This window comes from Methylobacterium sp. yr668, assembly GCF_900116245.1.
In the GTDB taxonomy this organism is placed as follows: domain Bacteria; phylum Pseudomonadota; class Alphaproteobacteria; order Rhizobiales; family Beijerinckiaceae; genus Methylobacterium.
In genome coordinates, this window is record NZ_FOZY01000003.1 from 158878 (window position 1) to 174298 (window position 15421).

16 protein-coding genes are annotated in these 15421 nt (G+C 71.1%); 8 read left to right on the top strand and 8 right to left on the bottom strand.

The window, feature by feature from the left end:
* The first annotated feature begins 40 nt into the window (after nt 1-40).
* From fmdA to BM419_RS05345, 4 genes are all read left to right on the top strand, one after another.
* Nucleotides 41-1270 (top strand): formamidase, encoded by a 1230-nt coding sequence (gene fmdA / locus BM419_RS05330; protein WP_012322394.1) that lies wholly within the window; start codon nt 41-43, stop codon nt 1268-1270.
* A 118-nt stretch (nt 1271-1388) separates the two neighbouring features.
* A complete protein-coding gene (locus BM419_RS05335; RefSeq protein ID WP_091925250.1) occupies nt 1389-1706 on the top strand; it encodes an FmdB family zinc ribbon protein in 318 nt (105 codons plus the stop codon).
* A 47-nt stretch (nt 1707-1753) separates the two neighbouring features.
* Nucleotides 1754-2809 (top strand): aliphatic amidase, encoded by a 1056-nt coding sequence (locus tag BM419_RS05340; protein ID WP_091925253.1) that lies wholly within the window; start codon nt 1754-1756, stop codon nt 2807-2809.
* Nucleotides 2810-2867: 58 nt separating this feature from the next.
* Nucleotides 2868-3437, top strand: a complete 570-nt coding sequence (locus tag BM419_RS05345) for a ClpP family protease (RefSeq protein ID WP_020090553.1) — start codon at nt 2868-2870, stop codon at nt 3435-3437.
* A gap of 189 nt (nt 3438-3626) precedes the next feature.
* Here BM419_RS05345 and BM419_RS05350 read toward each other — a convergent pair whose 3' ends face one another.
* Nucleotides 3627-5597 (bottom strand): cytochrome C oxidase Cbb3, encoded by a 1971-nt coding sequence (locus tag BM419_RS05350; RefSeq protein WP_091925256.1) that lies wholly within the window; start codon nt 5595-5597, stop codon nt 3627-3629.
* A 134-nt stretch (nt 5598-5731) separates the two neighbouring features.
* Nucleotides 5732-6484, bottom strand: a complete 753-nt coding sequence (locus tag BM419_RS05355) for an SDR family NAD(P)-dependent oxidoreductase (protein WP_020090555.1) — start codon at nt 6482-6484, stop codon at nt 5732-5734.
* Nucleotides 6485-6595: 111 nt separating this feature from the next.
* Here BM419_RS05355 and BM419_RS05360 point away from each other — a divergent pair, with 111 nt between their 5' ends.
* The gene (locus BM419_RS05360) at nt 6596-7489 is read left to right on the top strand and encodes a LysR substrate-binding domain-containing protein (protein WP_029358057.1); all 894 of its coding nucleotides are present in this window, start codon (nt 6596-6598) and stop codon (nt 7487-7489) included.
* A gap of 10 nt (nt 7490-7499) precedes the next feature.
* Here the strand turns inward: BM419_RS05360 and BM419_RS05365 are convergent, their stop codons facing one another.
* Nucleotides 7500-8441 (bottom strand): 2-hydroxyacid dehydrogenase, encoded by a 942-nt coding sequence (locus BM419_RS05365; protein WP_091679008.1) that lies wholly within the window; start codon nt 8439-8441, stop codon nt 7500-7502.
* Nucleotides 8442-8545: 104 nt separating this feature from the next.
* The gene (locus BM419_RS05370; protein WP_244540702.1) at nt 8546-8833 is read right to left on the bottom strand and encodes a hypothetical protein; all 288 of its coding nucleotides are present in this window, start codon (nt 8831-8833) and stop codon (nt 8546-8548) included.
* A gap of 160 nt (nt 8834-8993) precedes the next feature.
* Here BM419_RS05370 and BM419_RS05375 point away from each other — a divergent pair, with 160 nt between their 5' ends.
* Nucleotides 8994-10466, top strand: a complete 1473-nt coding sequence (locus tag BM419_RS05375) for an MFS transporter (RefSeq protein WP_091925262.1) — start codon at nt 8994-8996, stop codon at nt 10464-10466.
* Nucleotides 10467-10551: 85 nt separating this feature from the next.
* Here BM419_RS05375 and BM419_RS05380 read toward each other — a convergent pair whose 3' ends face one another.
* From BM419_RS05380 to otsB, 3 genes are all read right to left on the bottom strand, one after another.
* Complete coding sequence (locus tag BM419_RS05380) at nt 10552-11553, bottom strand: glucokinase (RefSeq protein WP_020090560.1); 1002 nt, start codon at nt 11551-11553, stop codon at nt 10552-10554.
* A gap of 117 nt (nt 11554-11670) precedes the next feature.
* Nucleotides 11671-12075 (bottom strand): DUF4260 domain-containing protein, encoded by a 405-nt coding sequence (locus BM419_RS05385; protein WP_056531849.1) that lies wholly within the window; start codon nt 12073-12075, stop codon nt 11671-11673.
* Between the two features lie 28 nt (nt 12076-12103).
* Nucleotides 12104-12847 carry a trehalose-phosphatase gene (gene otsB / locus BM419_RS05390; protein WP_091925265.1) on the bottom strand — a complete coding sequence of 248 codons (744 nt, stop codon included), beginning with the start codon at nt 12845-12847 and terminating at the stop codon, nt 12104-12106.
* Nucleotides 12848-12961: 114 nt separating this feature from the next.
* Between otsB and BM419_RS05395 the strand changes: the two genes are divergently transcribed.
* Together BM419_RS05395 and BM419_RS05400 are read left to right on the top strand one after the other, a co-directional pair.
* Entirely contained in the window at nt 12962-13471 is a 510-nt protein-coding gene (locus tag BM419_RS05395; protein WP_091679018.1) for a DUF427 domain-containing protein, read from the top strand.
* 52 nt (nt 13472-13523) lie between these two features.
* Nucleotides 13524-14747: a serine hydrolase domain-containing protein gene (locus BM419_RS05400; protein ID WP_091925269.1), complete on the top strand. Its 1224-nt coding sequence runs from the start codon at nt 13524-13526 to the stop codon at nt 14745-14747.
* A gap of 28 nt (nt 14748-14775) precedes the next feature.
* Here the strand turns inward: BM419_RS05400 and BM419_RS05405 are convergent, their stop codons facing one another.
* On the bottom strand, nt 14776-15387 hold the full coding sequence (locus tag BM419_RS05405; protein WP_091925272.1) for a DUF2147 domain-containing protein: 612 nt from the start codon (nt 15385-15387) through the stop codon (nt 14776-14778).
* Nucleotides 15388-15421 lie beyond the last annotated feature (34 nt).

Consider the following 15421-nt stretch of genomic DNA (forward strand, 5'->3'; position numbering starts at 1 on the left):
GGCCTGTGCCCCGGTTAAGTCAGGGAGCTGGAGACACGAGATGCCCGAGACGCTGATCAAGGTCGATCTCACGCAATCGGCCTACGACAACGACATGGTGCACAACCGCTGGCACCCCGACATCCCGATGGTCGCGTATGTGAAACCCGGCGCCGACTTCATCGTCGAGACCTACGACTGGACCGGCGGCTTCATCAAGAACAACGATTCCGCCGACGACGTGCGCGACATCGACCTGTCGATCGTGCACTTCCTCTCGGGTCCCATCGGCGTCGAGGGCGCTGAGCCCGGCGACCTGCTGGTTGTCGATCTCCTCGACATCGGCGCCAAGCCCGAGAGCCAGTGGGGCTTCAACGGCTTCTTCTCGAAGAAGAACGGCGGCGGCTTCCTCACCGAGCACTTCCCGCAGGCCCAGAAGTCGATCTGGGACTTCGAGGGCATGTTCACGAAATCCCGCCACGTCCCGGGCGTGCGCTTCCCCGGCCTGATCCATCCCGGCCTGATCGGCTGCCTGCCCGATCCCAAGATGCTGGAGACCTGGAACACCCGCGAGAAGGCGCTCTACGACACCGACCCGGAGCGGGTGCCGGCGCTCGCCACCCTGCCCTTCGGCCCGACCGCCCATATGGGCCGCCTGAAGGGCGACGCGAAGGATGCGGCCGCCGCCACCGGCGCCCGCACGGTCCCGCCCCGCGAGCACGGCGGCAATTGCGACATCAAGGATCTGTCGCGCGGCTCGAAGATCTACTTCCCGGTCTACGTGCCGGGCGCCGGCCTCTCCATGGGCGACCTGCATTTCAGCCAGGGCGACGGCGAGATCACCTTCTGCGGCGCCATCGAGATGGCCGGCTGGGTGCATCTCAAGGTCGAGCTGATCAAGGACGGCATGGCCAAGTATGGGATCAAGAACCCGATCTTCAAGCCGTCGCCGATCACGCCGAAATACGACGATCATCTGATCTTCGAGGGCATCTCGGTCGACGAGAGCGGCGGCCAGCACTACCTCGACGTGCACATCGCCTACCGGCAGGCCTGCCTGAACGCGATCGAGTACCTGAAGAAGTTCGGCTACTCGGGTGCGCAGGCCTACTCGATCCTCGGCACGGCGCCGGTCCAGGGCCACATCTCGGGCGTCGTCGACATCCCGAACGCCTGCGCGACCCTCTGGATCCCGACCAAGATCTTCGAGTTCGACATCAATCCGGGCGCCGACGGACCGACCAAGTTCCTCGACGGCTCGATCCAGATGCCGCTCTCGCCGGATCTGTGATGGTTCGTTTCCCTGTTGGTCGCGGCTGACGCGACAGGCCTCCTCTCCCGTGCGGGAGAGGGGGCCCGCGATCCTTCGGCACCGTTCGTACCTCTCAAGTTCATTCCGGGAGCCTCCCATGCCCGTCTACGACTACGCCTGCGAGGCCTGCGGGCCCTTCACGGTGATGCGGCCGATGGCGGAGTTCCGCGAGCCGCATGCCTGCCCGGATTGCGGCGGGGAGAGCCAGCGCGCCTTCCTCACCGCGCCGCGCATCGCCGGCATGGATGCGGGCCTCAGGACCGCCTACGCCACCAACGAGCGCAGCCGCCACGCGCCCAGGCGCTCGGGCAGTCACGGGGCCGGGTGCGGCTGCTGCTCACCCAAGAAAGCGAGCGCCGCTCCGGCCGCCGCCAAGAGCTTCCCGAAGGCGCGGCCCTGGATGATCAGCCACTGAGCCGCCCTCAACCGGGGGGACGATCAAGGTCAGGAGGACATCACGCCATGATGCACGGAGACATCTCGTCCAGCCAAGACAGCGTCGGCGTCGCCGTCGTGAACTACAAGATGCCGCGCCTGCACACCCGCGCGGAGGTGCTGGAGAACGCCAAGGCGATCGGCAAGATGATCGTCGGCATGAAGACCGGACTGCCCGGCCTCGACCTCGTGATCTTCCCCGAATACTCGACCCACGGCATCATGTACGACGCCGCCGAGATGTACGAGACCGCCTCGACGGTCCCGGGCGCGGAGACCGAGGTGTTCGCCGCCGCCTGCCGGGAGGCCAAGGTCTGGGGCGTGTTCTCGCTCACCGGCGAGCGCCACGAGGACCACCCGCACAAGGCGCCCTACAACACCCTGATCCTGATGAACGACCAGGGCGAGATCGTGCAGAAGTACCGCAAGATCATGCCCTGGACCCCGATCGAGGGCTGGTATCCGGGCGACCGCACCTACGTGTCGGACGGGCCGAAGGGGCTGAAGATCAGCCTGATCATCTGCGACGACGGCAACTATCCCGAGATCTGGCGCGACTGCGCCATGCGGGGCGCCGAGCTGATCATCCGCTGCCAGGGCTACATGTATCCGGCCAAGGAGCAGCAGGTCGTCATCTCGAAGGCGATGGCCTTCGCCAACAACACATACGTGGCGGTGGCCAACGCGGCCGGCTTCGACGGCGTCTACACCTATTTCGGCCACTCCGCGATCATCGGCTTCGACGGCCGCACGCTTGGCGAGTGCGGCGAGGAGGAGATGGGCATCCAGTACGCCGCCCTGTCGAAGTTCCTGATCCGGGACTTCCGCGCCCACGGCCAGTCGGAGAACCACCTCTTCAAGCTGCTGCATCGCGGCTACACGGGCATGATCAACTCGAAGGAGAACCGGCACGGGATGTCGGAATGCCCCTACGACTTCTACCGGCGCTGGATCGAGGATCCCGACGGGACCCGCGACGCCGTCCGGGCCATTACCCGTCAGAGCGTCGGCACGGAGGAATGCCCGATCGAGGGCATCCCCTTCGTGGGCAAGGGCCAGGGTGCGCCCGACCCGGCGCGCTGACGCCGGGCCGGAGCCGCGGGAGGAGTGGGTCTGGGCCGCTCGATCGATGAGGAGGACCATGGACACGACTCCCCTCGGCCCCACCGCCTTCCGGGCCCCGGCCGTCCTGCTCTCCGGACCGGTCGACTACGACATGTACAAGGACTTCCGCCGCCAGCTCGACGCGGCGGGGGACCGCGACCTCGTCGTCGTCGAGCTGACGACGCTCGGCGGCGACCCGGAGGTCGCCCGGATGATGGGCGAGGACATCCGCTTCAACAGCGCGATGGATCCGAACCGGCGATTCGTCTTCCTCGGCAAGGCCGCGATCTACTCGGCCGGCACGACCTTCATGAGCTTCTTCGCCCGGCCCAACCGGTATCTCACCTGCGGGACGCGGCTGATGATCCACGAGCGCAAGATGAACAAGCAGCTCCAGGTCGAGGGACCGCTCACCACCTGCATCGCCTCCGTGAAGGCGACGCTCAACGAGATCCTGTGCTCGATCGAGATCCAGAACGAGGGCTTCGCCAACCTGATCCAGGGCTCTGACGTCACCCTCGACGAGGTGCTCGAGAAGGCACCGTCGAACTGGTACCTCGAGGCCGAGGAGGCCAAGCGGCGCGGCCTGATCGAGGCGGTGATCTGAGCCGCGTCTTTGCGAACGCAGTGAAGCAACCCAGGGCAACGCGACACCGGCGCGCGCGGCGTTGCTGGATCGCTTCGCCTCGTTCGCGCGGACGGCGAGGTTTCACAACTCTGGGTAACAGGCCCCGAGGCTGAACCAGACCGGGTTGAAGGTCCGCGACATGGGAGATCCGGCTCGCGGGCGGCGCGGTCAGGGCGTCGCGGCCGGCTCCGTCAGGCGATCGACCGAGAGCAGGTACGCGATCAGCGCCGTCTGCTCTTCGCGCGAGACGCCCGAGCCGGCATCCGCCCAGTAGGCGTGCCCCTTGCCGGTCACGCGGGCGATCCGCGCCGTGTCCGAGGCCGCGTTGGCGGCGATCACCTTCGCCCGGAGATCCCGGTCGACCAGGGCGCGCAGGCTGTTGGCGGGATCGGGGGTGACGCCCCGGTACAGCGTGCCCGGGACGCCGAGCTGGTCCTCGGCATCGGGACCGACCGCGACGCCGGAATCGTGCAGGTACGGCGCCGTCCAGGCGAGGCCCACGAGGTTCGGCACCTTGTAGCCGCCCTCCGTGCCCCCCTGCCCCCAGGCGAGCTGCACCTGGGCGAGGGCGTCGCCCGCGAGCGGCACCGGGACGATGACCGGGTCGGCTGGGGTCGGGAACGGCGTGTCGGCGGCGAACATCGCCGGCGCCGACAGGCGCGCCTCCATCTTGGCGCCCGCCCGCGCCCGGGTCGGCTCGGTGCCGATCTCGGCCTCCGGGACGACCCGGTGGTTGGTGAGCGCCGGGCCGGAATGGCAGCTGCCGCAGCCGGCCTTCTCGAACACCGCGCGGCCCGCGCGGACCCGGTCGGGATCCTGCCCGGCGACCGGCGGGTGCAGCAGGTTCTGGAAGGCCGACATGGCGTTGTTGGCGTGGTTGACCGGCTCCCCGGGCACGGACGTGAACAGTCCGTTGTCGGTGACGTAGTTGGTCGCCGGATAGGTCGGCAGGACCGCGTAGCTGTTCAGCCCCGGCGAGGCCGGGGTCGGATCGACGCTGCGCAGCACCTCCGACGGGCTCCGGCCGCCGTCGGGCCTGTAGCGGAACGCCTCCGTGGCCGAGCCGCGCAGCACGATCCCGAGATACGTCTCGGGATCCATGCCGAACAGCCAGGGCGCGGCGGCGGCGAGCTGGGTCGTGTCGGAATTGGCCGCGTGGACGTTGTTGTTGAGCGAGGACAGGCCCGCGAAGGGCCCGATCGCCTCGCGCCCGCTCCAGCTGTAGGGCTCGCCGTGGGCCGAGAAGCTCGACGGGATCGAGGTCGGGTTGGTGACCCGGTCGGCGGACGAGTCGAAGCTGCCCGGCGGCCAGCTCGCCACCTGCACCTTCGTGGCCGCCTCGACGGAAGCGGCGTCCGGGAGCGCCGGCCCGGTGCCGGTCGAGCCGGTCGAGCCGGAACGCTGCGGATCGGCGGGGGGCTTGGCATCGGCCTCCGGCACGCTGGCGTGCATGAAGTAGGCCGAGGAGTTCTTCGAGAGTGCCATCAGCAGGCCGGCATTGAGGTCGGTGTTGGGCGCGCCCTCTACGACCCTGCCGGTGCCGGGATCGACCGCCGCGTGGCACAGGGCGCAGGTGATCCCCATGCGCAGGTGGCCGCGGTCGTAGAAGGTCTTGATCCCGATGATGAAGGCGCCGCCCTTCGGCACGTCGAGCCCGGTCGGGACCAGCTCGCCCGCCCGGTAGACGCGGTCGCCGACGCGCACGTCCCTGGCCATGGCAACTTTGAGATCGGTGGTGCCCTGGCCACCGAGCTTGGCCACCGCCAGGGCGACCTGCGTGGGAGTCAGGCCGCCGTCGAGCATGCCCATGACGTCGGTGAGGAAGACCTCGTTGCCGAACGTCTCCTGATAGAAGGCCTGCCGGCCGCGCTCGACCATGGCGGGATCGATCGCGACCGCACCGGTCTTCGGCGAGAGTTCCTTCCGTCCGGCCTCGGTGCCGCTGAGCCGGTCGGCCTCCGCGCGCGAGACGCGGCGGCCGAGGATGTCGAAGGCGGTCTCGATCGGGTAGCGGTCCGGGTTGAGCAGGTCCGCCCGGTCGGGCATCGGCGCGTAGCTGAAGCGGCCGACGCCCAGGGCGACGCCGGCCGCGACGGTCACGAGTCCGGCGGTGATCAGGATGCGGCGCGGCCAGCCCATGGAAACCGTTTGTCCTTCCCGGCGCCCGCCCGCGAGGAAGCGGGACCGGAGGGCCGGGCCTTTAACCGCCGGCCATTGCCAGGGTTCACGGGGGCGGCCGGGACCGGGTGTCGCGTCCCGGCCGCCCCGAACCCTCAGATCTGGACCTGCCCGCCGTCGGCGAACAGCTCGACGCCGTTGACGAAGCTCGCCGCGTCCGAGGCGAGGAACAGCACCGCCTGGGCGATCTCCTCGGGCCGGCCGACGCGGCCGGCCGGGATCTGGCCGGCGAGGACATCCTTGGTGGCCGCCGCCTGATCGCCGCCGCCGAAGAGCTCGTCGAGGCCGGCGGTCTCGGTCACGCCCGGGCTGATCGTGTTCACCCGGATGCGCCGGTCCTTCAGGTCGAGGATCCAGTTCCGGGCGAAGTTGCGCACGGCCGCCTTGGTGGCCGAGTAGACGCTGAAGGCCGGCGTGCCCGAACTGCCGGTGGTCGATCCGGTGAGGACGATCGCGGCTCCGTCCCGCAGGAGCGGCAGCGCCTTCTGCACGGTGAAGAGCACGCCCTTCACGTTGGTGTCGAAGATGCTCTGATAATGCGCCTCGGTGATCGCGCCGAGCGGCGCGAAGCTGCCGCCGCCGGCATTGGCGAAGACCACGTCGATCTGCGCGTGCTTCTGCTGGACCGCGTCGTACAGGCGGTCGATGTCGGCGAGGTTCGCCATGTCGCCCCGCACGCCCGTGATCCGGCCGCCGATCCGCTTCACCGCCGCGTCGAGCGCCTCCTGGCGGCGACCGGTGATGAACACCGAGGCCCCCTCGTCCACGAAGGCCTGGGCGGTCGCGAGGCCGATGCCGCTGGTGCCGCCGGTCACCACCACCACCTTGTCCTGAAACCTGCCGGTCATCGTCGTTCTCCGCTGTTCGGCGCCGTGCGCGCCGCTGGTCGGAGAGATGCCGCCGGAACGATGGTGCGGGTAGTCGGCGATTGTGGCACCCAGCGTTCCACAGGAGGAACGATGGTCCGCGCCGATCTCAACGACTACGTCTACTTCGCCGAGGTCGTCGCGCACGGCGGCTTCGCCGCGGCCGGCCGGGCGCTGCACCAGCCGAAGTCGAAGCTGAGCCGCCGCATCGCGGCCCTGGAGGCGCGCCTGGGCGCCCGCCTGATCGAGCGGTCGAGCCGGCGCTTCCGCGTGACCGAGGTCGGCCAGGGGTTCTACGAGCGCTGCCGGGCGATGATGCTCGAGGCGGAGCGGGCCGAGGCGCTCGTCGCGGAGGCGCAGATCGAGCCGCACGGGCGGATCCGCATGAGCTGTCCGACGGGGCTCGCCGACATCGTCGCGGCGCGCGTCCGCGGCTTCCTCGTCCGATACCCGAAGGTGCGGCTGCAGCTGGTCGTGACCGATCGGCCCGTCGACCTGATCGAGGAGCGGATCGACGTGGCGCTGCGGGTCCGACGGGACCTGACGAGCGACGCGTCGCTGACCATGCGCACGCTCGGAACCTCGCGGTGGATCCTGGTCGCCGCGCCGCGGATCGCGCGCGGCCTCGGCCCCGACATCGCCGCGCTCGGCGCGGTCCCGACCCTCGGCACCCGCGACGATCCCGGCGAGGCGGAGTGGCGGCTGGAGCACCGGGACGGCACGATCTTCACCCTGCGCCACGAGCCGCGCCTGACCTGCGGCGACTTCGCCGCGCTGTGCGACGCGGCGGCCGACGGCCTCGGGGTCGCGTTCCTGCCCGACCACGCCTGCACCGATGCCGTCGCGGCCGGCCGGCTCGTGCCCGTCTACCCGGACTGGCAGGGTCAGCCCGGCATCGTGCACATCGTCTTCACGACCCGGCGCGGGCTGCCGCCGGCCGTGCGGGTGCTGATCGACCACCTCGCGGCGACATTCCCGAAGCTGTGAGGCACGCGCCCTAGTATCCGCGCGCTGCGTCGACGCCGTCCGGCACCTGGCCGGTCCGCCGGTAGGCCCGCAGGTTGGCCGCCACCGTGGCGGCCGCCGAATCCATGTCGGTCGGCCCCGAGACGTGCGGCAGCACCGTCACGCCGGGATGCGACCACAGCGGCGACTCCGCCGGCAGGGGCTCGACCGCGAAGACGTCGAGCACGGCGTGGGCGAGGTGGCCCTTGTCCAGGGCGGCGATCAGGTCCTCGGTGACGACGATCGGTCCGCGGGCGAAGTTGATCAGCGCGGCGCCGGGCTTCAGGGCGGCGAGGCGCTCGGCGTTCACGAGGCCCCGCGTCTCCGGCGTCAGCGGCACGAGGCAGACGAGGATGTCGCACCGGCCGAGCATCGCCGGGAGGCCGTCGGCGCCGTGGAACGTCTCGAGGTCCGGCACCGCCTTGGGGCTGCGGCTCCAGCCGACGACGCGGAAGCCGGCTCCGGTGAGCCGCTCCGCCGCCGCGGTCCCGAGCGCCCCGAGGCCGAGCAGGCCGACCGTGGTGTCGGACGGCTTGCGGTAGGCGTGCGGGCGCCAGACCCGGTCCCTCTGCTGGCGGGCGTAGGCCGGCATGTCGCGCTGGAGATAGTAGGTCCAGGCCAGCACGGCCTCGGCCATGGTGCGGGCCATCTCGCGGTCGACGAGGCGGACGATCGGCAGCGGCCGGTCGAAGGCGCCGACGAGCTTCTCGACCCCGGCCCAGAGGCTCTGCACCCAGACGAGCCCCGGCAGCGCCGCGACCTCGGCCGGATCGGGGTTGGCCACGACGGCGACCCGTGCCGCCGCCCGGGCCGCGTCGTCCATCGAGCGGAACGGGATCAGGCGCTCCTCGGGCATGGCCGCCGAGAGGATCCGCAGGTACTCCGCCTCCTGATCCGGCCCCTTGCACCCGACCAGGGCGATCGCCTCCGCCATCAGCATCCTCCGCACCGTACCGCTTCGCCCGTCCACGCGCGGGCGAAGCAGGCGCTGTGCCTGACGGGATCCGGATCGTCGAGATGGGTCGGGCGCCGGCTCGGTCAGCGCGCCTCGATCAGCGCCGGGTAGACGAGGCGGACGTTGCGCCGATCCTCAGGGATCGCGGTCTCCGCCCGCTTGCGGATGCTGCCGGTCGTCGCCGCCACGACGGGCTCGGTCGGCCGCAGGCGCCAGCGCTCGGCCGCCTGGATCGCGACGCGGGGCTTGGGCCGTTCGAGGTGCCGGTCCGCGCCCTCGGTGGGGACGGTCGCGAGGCCGCCGAGCGTCATCGCGGCCAGCAGGGCGTAGCGGGGCCAGGATCGGCGGGGACGGGCGGGACTGGAAGGCATGGGAGGGGCACCGCGTGGACCTCCCTGTTCTGCGCCGCGCACGTGAAGACGAAATCGAACCGAATCGATTTCCAACCCGTTCCCAACACCTGCCTACAGTCGCGGTAAATGCCCGCTGTCCAGGCACGGTTAAACAGGTGAATTGGGAGGACACGCGGACATGGCGAGCAAGGTCGAGGGGGGATCCGGGACGCCGGAGCGCGCGGAGATCGGCCGCGTGATCGACACCGACATCTCCGCGCGCCTGGACCGGCTGCCCTGGGGCCGCTTCCACGTCCTCGTGATCGTGGCGCTCGGCATCACCTGGGTGCTGGACGGCCTCGAGGTGACGCTCGCCGGCTCCCTGGTGGGCGCGCTGCGCCAGCCGCCGATGTCGTTCTCGGAGTTCGACGTCGGGCTCGCCGCCTCCTGCTATCTCGTGGGCGCCGTGACCGGCGCGATCGGCTTCGGCTGGCTCACCGACCGGATCGGCCGGAAGAAGCTGTTCTTCGTCACGCTCGCCCTCTACCTCGTCGCCACGGCGGCCACCGGCCTGTCTTGGAACATCTGGAGCTTCTGCTTCTTCCGCTTCCTCACGGGCGCAGGGATCGGCGGCGAGTACACGGCGATCAACTCGACCATCCAGGAGCTGGTCCCGGCCCGCGTCCGCGGCTGGACCAACCTCGTCATCAACGGCTCGTTCTGGATCGGCGCGGCGCTCGGCTCGTTCATGTCGATCGTGCTCCTCAAGCCCGAGGTGATCGACCCGGCCTGGGGCTGGCGCGTCGCCTTCTTCACCGGCGGCGCCATCGGCCTCGTGATCCTGCTGCTGCGCACCTGGATCCCCGAGAGCCCGCGCTGGCTCGCGACCCACGGCTACGCGGCGGAGGCCGACCGCGTCGTCACCAACATCGAGAAGCGCTTCACCGACGAGGGCGTGACCCTGCCGCCGGTGGACGAGAGCAAGCGCATGAAGGTCCGCACCCGCGACCACACCCCGCTCTCCGAGGTGTTCAAGGCGCTGTTCGTGACGAGCCGCAAGGAGACCATGGTCGGCCTCGCGCTGATGATCGCGCAGGCCTTCTTCTACAACGCGCTGTTCTTCACCTACGCGCTGGTGCTGGAGCGCTTCTATCAGGTGCCCGGCAACCATGTCGGCTGGTACCTGCTGCCCTTCGCGCTCGGCTCGTTCCTCGGCCCGCTGCTGCTCGGGCGGCTGTTCGACACGATCGGTCGGCGCAAGATGATCGCCTTCACGTACGGCATCTCGGCGCTGCTGCTCGCCGCGGTCGGACTGCTGTTCCGCCTCGAACTGCTCGGGTCGGTCGGCCAGACCGCGGCCTGGATGGTGGTGTTCTTCTTCGCCTCGGCGGCGGCGAGCTCGGCCTATCTCACGGTCTCCGAGACGTTCCCGCTGGAGATCCGGGCGCTCGCCATCGCGGCCTTCTACGCGGTCGGCACCGGCATCGGCGGCGTCTCGGGCCCGCTCCTGTTCGGCACGCTGGTCGAGACCGGCTCGCGCGACTGGGTGCTGTTCGGCTACGGCCTCGGCGCGGTGCTGATGCTCATCGCGGCGGTCGTCGGAGGCATCTGGGGCACCGCCGCGGAGGGCAAGTCCCTGGAGGAGGTCTCGAAGCCGCTGGCGGCGGCCTGAGGGCGGGCCCGGCGCGACAGCGGGACGCGCGCGGAGCGGAGCCGTCCGGCCTCGCTCCGCGCCCGGCCGACGCCGCCGCGGGCGCTCACGCCCCCTTCCGCCACACCTGCCCGTGGTAGACGAACTTGGCGCCCTCGTTCGCCAGGGCCGCCAGGCCCCGGAAAGCGGGGTCGTGGACGGTGATCACGCTGGTCGGGATCTGGCGCATCATGGCGGCGAAGGGCGCCTTCTTCTCGAAGGCGGTGCGGAAGCCGCTCTCCTCCAGCACCTTGAGGATCCGGGGCGCGATGCCCCCGCCGATATAGACCCCGCTCGTCGCCAGGAAGGTCAGAGCGAGGTCGCCGCAGACGCGTCCGAGCACCCGGCCGAACAGCGCGAGCGTCTCCGCGGCGTGCGGATCGGTGGCGTTCAGACCGGCCTCGGTGACCGCGGCCGGCTCGATCTTCTCGTGCGGCTGCCCGGTCCGGACATGGGCGACGGCCGCGTGGAGCCGCGACAGGCCCGGTCCCGACAGCACCGTCTCCACGGTGATCCGGTCCTCGACCCGCTCCAGCGCGTGCCAGACCTTCTCCTCGAAGGCGTCGGCCGGGCCGATATCGGTGTGGCCGACCTCGGTGGAGACGATGGCGAGATGCGCCGCATAGGGGACCAGCGCGGCCGCGCCGAACCCGGTGCCGGGGCCCAGCACCACGCGGGCGCCGCCGGGCACGGGGGGACAGGGGCCGACCGGCGTGAGGTCGTGGGGCTCGATATCGGCGGCGCCGGCCGCCACCGGCACGTAGTCGTTGACCACCGTCGCCGAGGAGAGCCCGAAATCCTCGGCGATGCGCTGGCCCGCGATCTTCCAGTGCGCGTTCGTCAGCTGGATCTCCGGCCCGTCGACCCGGCCGGCGATCGCCAGGATCGCCGAGCGCGGTGCCGGGCCGCCACCCTTGGCGAGCGACGCCTTGATGGCGCTCGACGGATCGGGATGGTCGGCGGTCGCCTCGTGGGCGAGGAGGCGGGGCTGGTCGCCGGACGTCTCGATCAGACCGAACCGCGCGTTCGTCCCGCCGATGTCGCCGACCAGAACCGGAAACTCGAACATCGCAACTTGCCCCTGCTCTCTGGCCCGCCGCGACGGGACTCGGGTCCAGCACGGCTCCGGCGATTCATCGGCCGCGCGACACCGCGCGGGCAAGTCCCAATCGGCGGCATCCGCCGCTCAGGATTGCGCGATCGTCTTGTCACGCGCCCGGCCGATCACGCCGAGATGGGTATCTCCGAAGCCGCTGCCGTATTTGAGACCGTAACCGAGGGCGCGGTCGAGGCCGATATGGGCCAGCCAGATGAGGACCGGCCCGACGGCCTCGGGGCGGCCCGAAGCGATCGCCAGGGACAGGCCGACGAGCGGCAGCGCGAGCGTGTGGGCCGCGTTGTAGAGCACAGCGCCGACCACGGGACCGGCCGCGTAGCCCAGCATGCTCAGGTCGGGGACGAAGAGCAGCGCCGCGAAGAGCCACCACGACGGCCCGAGCCAGCCATAGGCGAGCAGGGCGGCGACCAGGATGCAGCCCCCCTCCAGCCGCAGCAGCAGGCGCGGCCAGCCCGTGACGGAACGCCCCGACATCGCGACCTCCCCTGAACGGCGCGGCGCGTCAGGCCGGCGGCAGCGCGTCCGGGTCGATCGCGCCACCGGCAGCCCAGTTGCTGAGCAGGGCACGGACGGCGGCGGGGTCGGGCAGGCGCCGCCGGGCGACGGTCTCGCCGTCACCGACGCGCACCGCGACGCCGCCGTCCTCGTTGATCGACGCGAAGGCGATCTCGTCGGTGCGGTCGTCACCGAAGAAGACGGGGACCCGTCCGGCGTAGGGCGCCTGCGCCATGAAGGCGCGGATCGCGTGGGCCTTGGTGGCCTGCGCGGGGACGATCTCGCCGACCGCCTTGCCGAGCTGCAGGCGGTACTCGGCGCCGAGCGCCTCGGCCGCGCCCTTCACCAGCGTCTCGGCCCGCAGGGCATCGTCCGGGTTCGCGAGCCGCCAGTGGACCGCCACCGAGGCGCCCTTGTCCTCGATCAGGACCTGCGCGAGCGCGGCGGTCTCGGCCTGCAGTCGCGCGACCTGCCGGCGCAGATCCGGATGGTCCTCCGCGCGGCCGCCCGTGAGCGCGCCGGCGACCCGACGCTCGACGCCGTGGAGACCGGCCGCATCCAACCGGGACGGCGCCAGGAAGCCGTCGATCACCGTGACCGGCCGGCCGGTGACGATGGCGAGGGCGCCGTCGAGTCGCGCCCGGAGCCGCTCCAGATCCTCCACGAGGCCGGGCTCGACCCGCACGGCGTCCGGACGCGGCGCGATCTCGGCGAGCGTGCCGTCGAAGTCGAGGAAGAGGGCGATGTCCATCGCGGGCGATCCCGGGCTCGAGTGTCGGCGACGGGCTAGCACGGGCGCGCCGGACGACAAACGCCGGCAGCACTGCCCTATCTGGATCCGAAGCGGCACAGCACGAGGTTCTCCATGCGCGGATCGCCCTTCCGGCCCGTCCCCGATCCGGTCAGACCCGGCGAGGAGAGCGTCTGGGACTATCCGCGGCCGCCCCGGCTCGAATCCGTCCCGGACCGGCTGCGGGTCGTGCTCGGCGGCCGCGTCATCGCCGAGACGGGCTCCGGGTTCCGGGTGCTCGAGACCTCGCACCCGCCGACCTACTACCTGCCGCCCGCCGACATCGCGGACGGGACGCTCGTGAACCGGCGGCGCGGCGGGATCTGCGAGTGGAAGGGACAGGCGGTCCTGTTCGACGTGCGCGGCGGCGACCGTCTCGTGCCCGGGGCGGCCTGGGCCTACCCGGATCCGACCCCGGATTTCCGCGCGATCGCCGGCTACGTCGCGTTCTACGCCGGCCCCATGGACGCCTGCTTCGTCGGGGCGGACCCGGTGACCCCGCAACCGGGAAACTTCTACGGTGGCTGGATCACGCCCGGCATCGTCGGCCCGTTCAAGGGCGGTCCCGGAACGATGGGCTGGTGATTTCGTCCCCCGCCGCTTCTACGTTCGCGGAAAGCCACCACGAGGAGACCGCATGACCGCGCTGACCGAGACCGATCCGACCGGCGCCGGGTTCAGCCCGGAGGGGCTCGCCCGGATCGTGCCGTGGATGGACCGCCTCGTCGGCGACGGCCGGCTGGCCGGACTGTCGGTCACCGTGGCGCGGCGCGGGCGCATCGCCTTCGCGCGCGCCTGCGGGCAGGCCGACCTCGCCCGGGCAACGCCGTTCACCCTCGACACGGTCACCCGGATCTACTCGATGACCAAGCCGCTGACCTCGGTGGCGGTGATGCAGCTCTACGAGCAGGGCCTGTTCCAGCTCGACGATCCGATCTCCCGGGTCCTGCCCGAGTTCGCCGAGATGCGCGTCGCCGTGGGCGGCAACCGGGCGAAGCTCGAGACCGAGCCGGCCCGCCGGGCGATCACCGTGCGGGACCTGCTGACCCACACGGCCGGGCTGACCTACGGCTTCATGGAGGCGACCCTGGTCGACGCGCAGTACCGCGAGCAGGGCGTCGACTTCCTGGCGCGCGAGGGCTCCCTCGCCGAGATGACCGCGCGGGTCGCGAAGCTGCCGCTCCTCGCCCAGCCGGGCAGCGCCTGGAACTACAGCGTCGCCACCGACGTGCTCGGCCAGTACGTGGCCGCGCTGACCGGCCGCCCGTTCGCCGACCACCTCCGCGAAGCGGTGATCGGGCCTCTCGGCATGGTCGATACCGACTTCCACGTGCGGCCCGAGCTGATGCCGCGCTTCTGCGCCACCTACGCGTACGACCGCGCGCGGCAGCTGCGCCTGTTCGACGATTCCGTGGACACGGCCTTCGCGCGCCCGCCCGCCATCGCGTCGGGCGGCGGCGGCCTCGTCTCGACGGCGGCGGACTATCAGCGCTTCTGCCGGATGATCCTCAACCGGGGCACCCTCGACGGCGCGCGCCTGCTGGGCCGCAAGACGGTCGACCTGATGCTGGCGAACCACCTGCCGAGCGACCTGGCCGCGATGGGCACGCCGCGCTTCGCCGAGACCTCCTACACCGGCATCGGCTTCGGCCTGGGCTTCTCGGTGATGCTCGACCCCGCCCGGGCCCAGATCCTCGGCACGCCCGGCGAGGTCGCCTGGGGCGGCCTCGCCTCGACGGCGTTCTGGATCGACCCGGCCGAGGACCTGTCGGTGGTGCTCATGACGCAGCTCGTCCCGTCCTCGGCCCTGCCGATCCGGCGCGAGCTGCGCGTCTTGACCTACGCGGCCCTGGCCGAGTGAGGGCCGGCCACGCGCGGGTCCGCGCCGGTCACTCCTCCTTGGGCGCCTCGGCGGCCGGCTTCTGAGTCGGCTTCGCGCCGGCCTTGGCGGTCGGCTTCGGGGCGGCGGTGGCGTATTCGGGATCGCTGCGCGGACCGTTCGCACCGTTGGTCGGGCCGGGGAGCTGGCCCGGCGCGAGATCGGTCACCTTGGTCCAGGTCTGCGACTTGCACAGGAACGCGATCAGGCAGCCGCGCACCGTCAGCTCGCCGGCCGTCTCGGTCCAGATGGTGACGTCGTAGGACTTGCCGTCCTCGGAATTGTAGATCTTGCCCTCGTAATGGGCGTCGGCATTCGGCTTCAGGCCCAGGATCAGCTGGTGTCCGAGGGACGGCCGGGCCTGCTTCTTGGGATCGGGGTTCTTGAAGTCGATCCGCGGCTCGCCCTTGTCGTTTAGCGGGACCTTCAGCCAGACCACGTATCCGCACAGCCGGTCACCCGCGGTCCCGCACTTCTCGAGGCGCACGCGCGCGCGGCCGTCCTCGGTGAGATAGGTGCCGCTGGGATCGGTCGGCGTCTTGGCCTGGGCCGTGCCCGCCAGCGCCGAGAGCGCCAGGATCGCGAGCGGCGCAACCCGGCGACCGATCGATGTAAACCGCATACCCGAACTCCCATCCCTCGCGAGTCGTGATGGA

What these genes read in the sequence shown, in the direction of transcription:
- BM419_RS05350 (WP_091925256.1), bottom strand. Translation starts at nt 5,597, where the DNA reads ATGGGCTGGCCGCGCCGCATCCTGATCACCGCCGGACTCGTGACCGTC.
- fmdA (WP_012322394.1), top strand. Translation starts at nt 41, where the DNA reads ATGCCCGAGACGCTGATCAAGGTCGATCTCACGCAATCGGCCTACGAC.
- BM419_RS05335 (WP_091925250.1), top strand. Translation starts at nt 1,389, where the DNA reads ATGCCCGTCTACGACTACGCCTGCGAGGCCTGCGGGCCCTTCACGGTG.
- BM419_RS05340 (WP_091925253.1), top strand. Translation starts at nt 1,754, where the DNA reads ATGATGCACGGAGACATCTCGTCCAGCCAAGACAGCGTCGGCGTCGCC.
- BM419_RS05360 (WP_029358057.1), top strand. Translation starts at nt 6,596, where the DNA reads ATGGTCCGCGCCGATCTCAACGACTACGTCTACTTCGCCGAGGTCGTC.
- BM419_RS05395 (WP_091679018.1), top strand. Translation starts at nt 12,962, where the DNA reads ATGCGCGGATCGCCCTTCCGGCCCGTCCCCGATCCGGTCAGACCCGGC.
- BM419_RS05375 (WP_091925262.1), top strand. Translation starts at nt 8,994, where the DNA reads ATGGCGAGCAAGGTCGAGGGGGGATCCGGGACGCCGGAGCGCGCGGAG.
- BM419_RS05345 (WP_020090553.1), top strand. Translation starts at nt 2,868, where the DNA reads ATGGACACGACTCCCCTCGGCCCCACCGCCTTCCGGGCCCCGGCCGTC.
- BM419_RS05355 (WP_020090555.1), bottom strand. Translation starts at nt 6,484, where the DNA reads ATGACCGGCAGGTTTCAGGACAAGGTGGTGGTGGTGACCGGCGGCACC.
- BM419_RS05400 (WP_091925269.1), top strand. Translation starts at nt 13,524, where the DNA reads ATGACCGCGCTGACCGAGACCGATCCGACCGGCGCCGGGTTCAGCCCG.
- BM419_RS05370 (WP_244540702.1), bottom strand. Translation starts at nt 8,833, where the DNA reads ATGCCTTCCAGTCCCGCCCGTCCCCGCCGATCCTGGCCCCGCTACGCC.
- BM419_RS05405 (WP_091925272.1), bottom strand. Translation starts at nt 15,387, where the DNA reads ATGCGGTTTACATCGATCGGTCGCCGGGTTGCGCCGCTCGCGATCCTG.
- BM419_RS05385 (WP_056531849.1), bottom strand. Translation starts at nt 12,075, where the DNA reads ATGTCGGGGCGTTCCGTCACGGGCTGGCCGCGCCTGCTGCTGCGGCTG.
- BM419_RS05365 (WP_091679008.1), bottom strand. Translation starts at nt 8,441, where the DNA reads ATGGCGGAGGCGATCGCCCTGGTCGGGTGCAAGGGGCCGGATCAGGAG.
- otsB (WP_091925265.1), bottom strand. Translation starts at nt 12,847, where the DNA reads ATGGACATCGCCCTCTTCCTCGACTTCGACGGCACGCTCGCCGAGATC.
- BM419_RS05380 (WP_020090560.1), bottom strand. Translation starts at nt 11,553, where the DNA reads ATGTTCGAGTTTCCGGTTCTGGTCGGCGACATCGGCGGGACGAACGCG.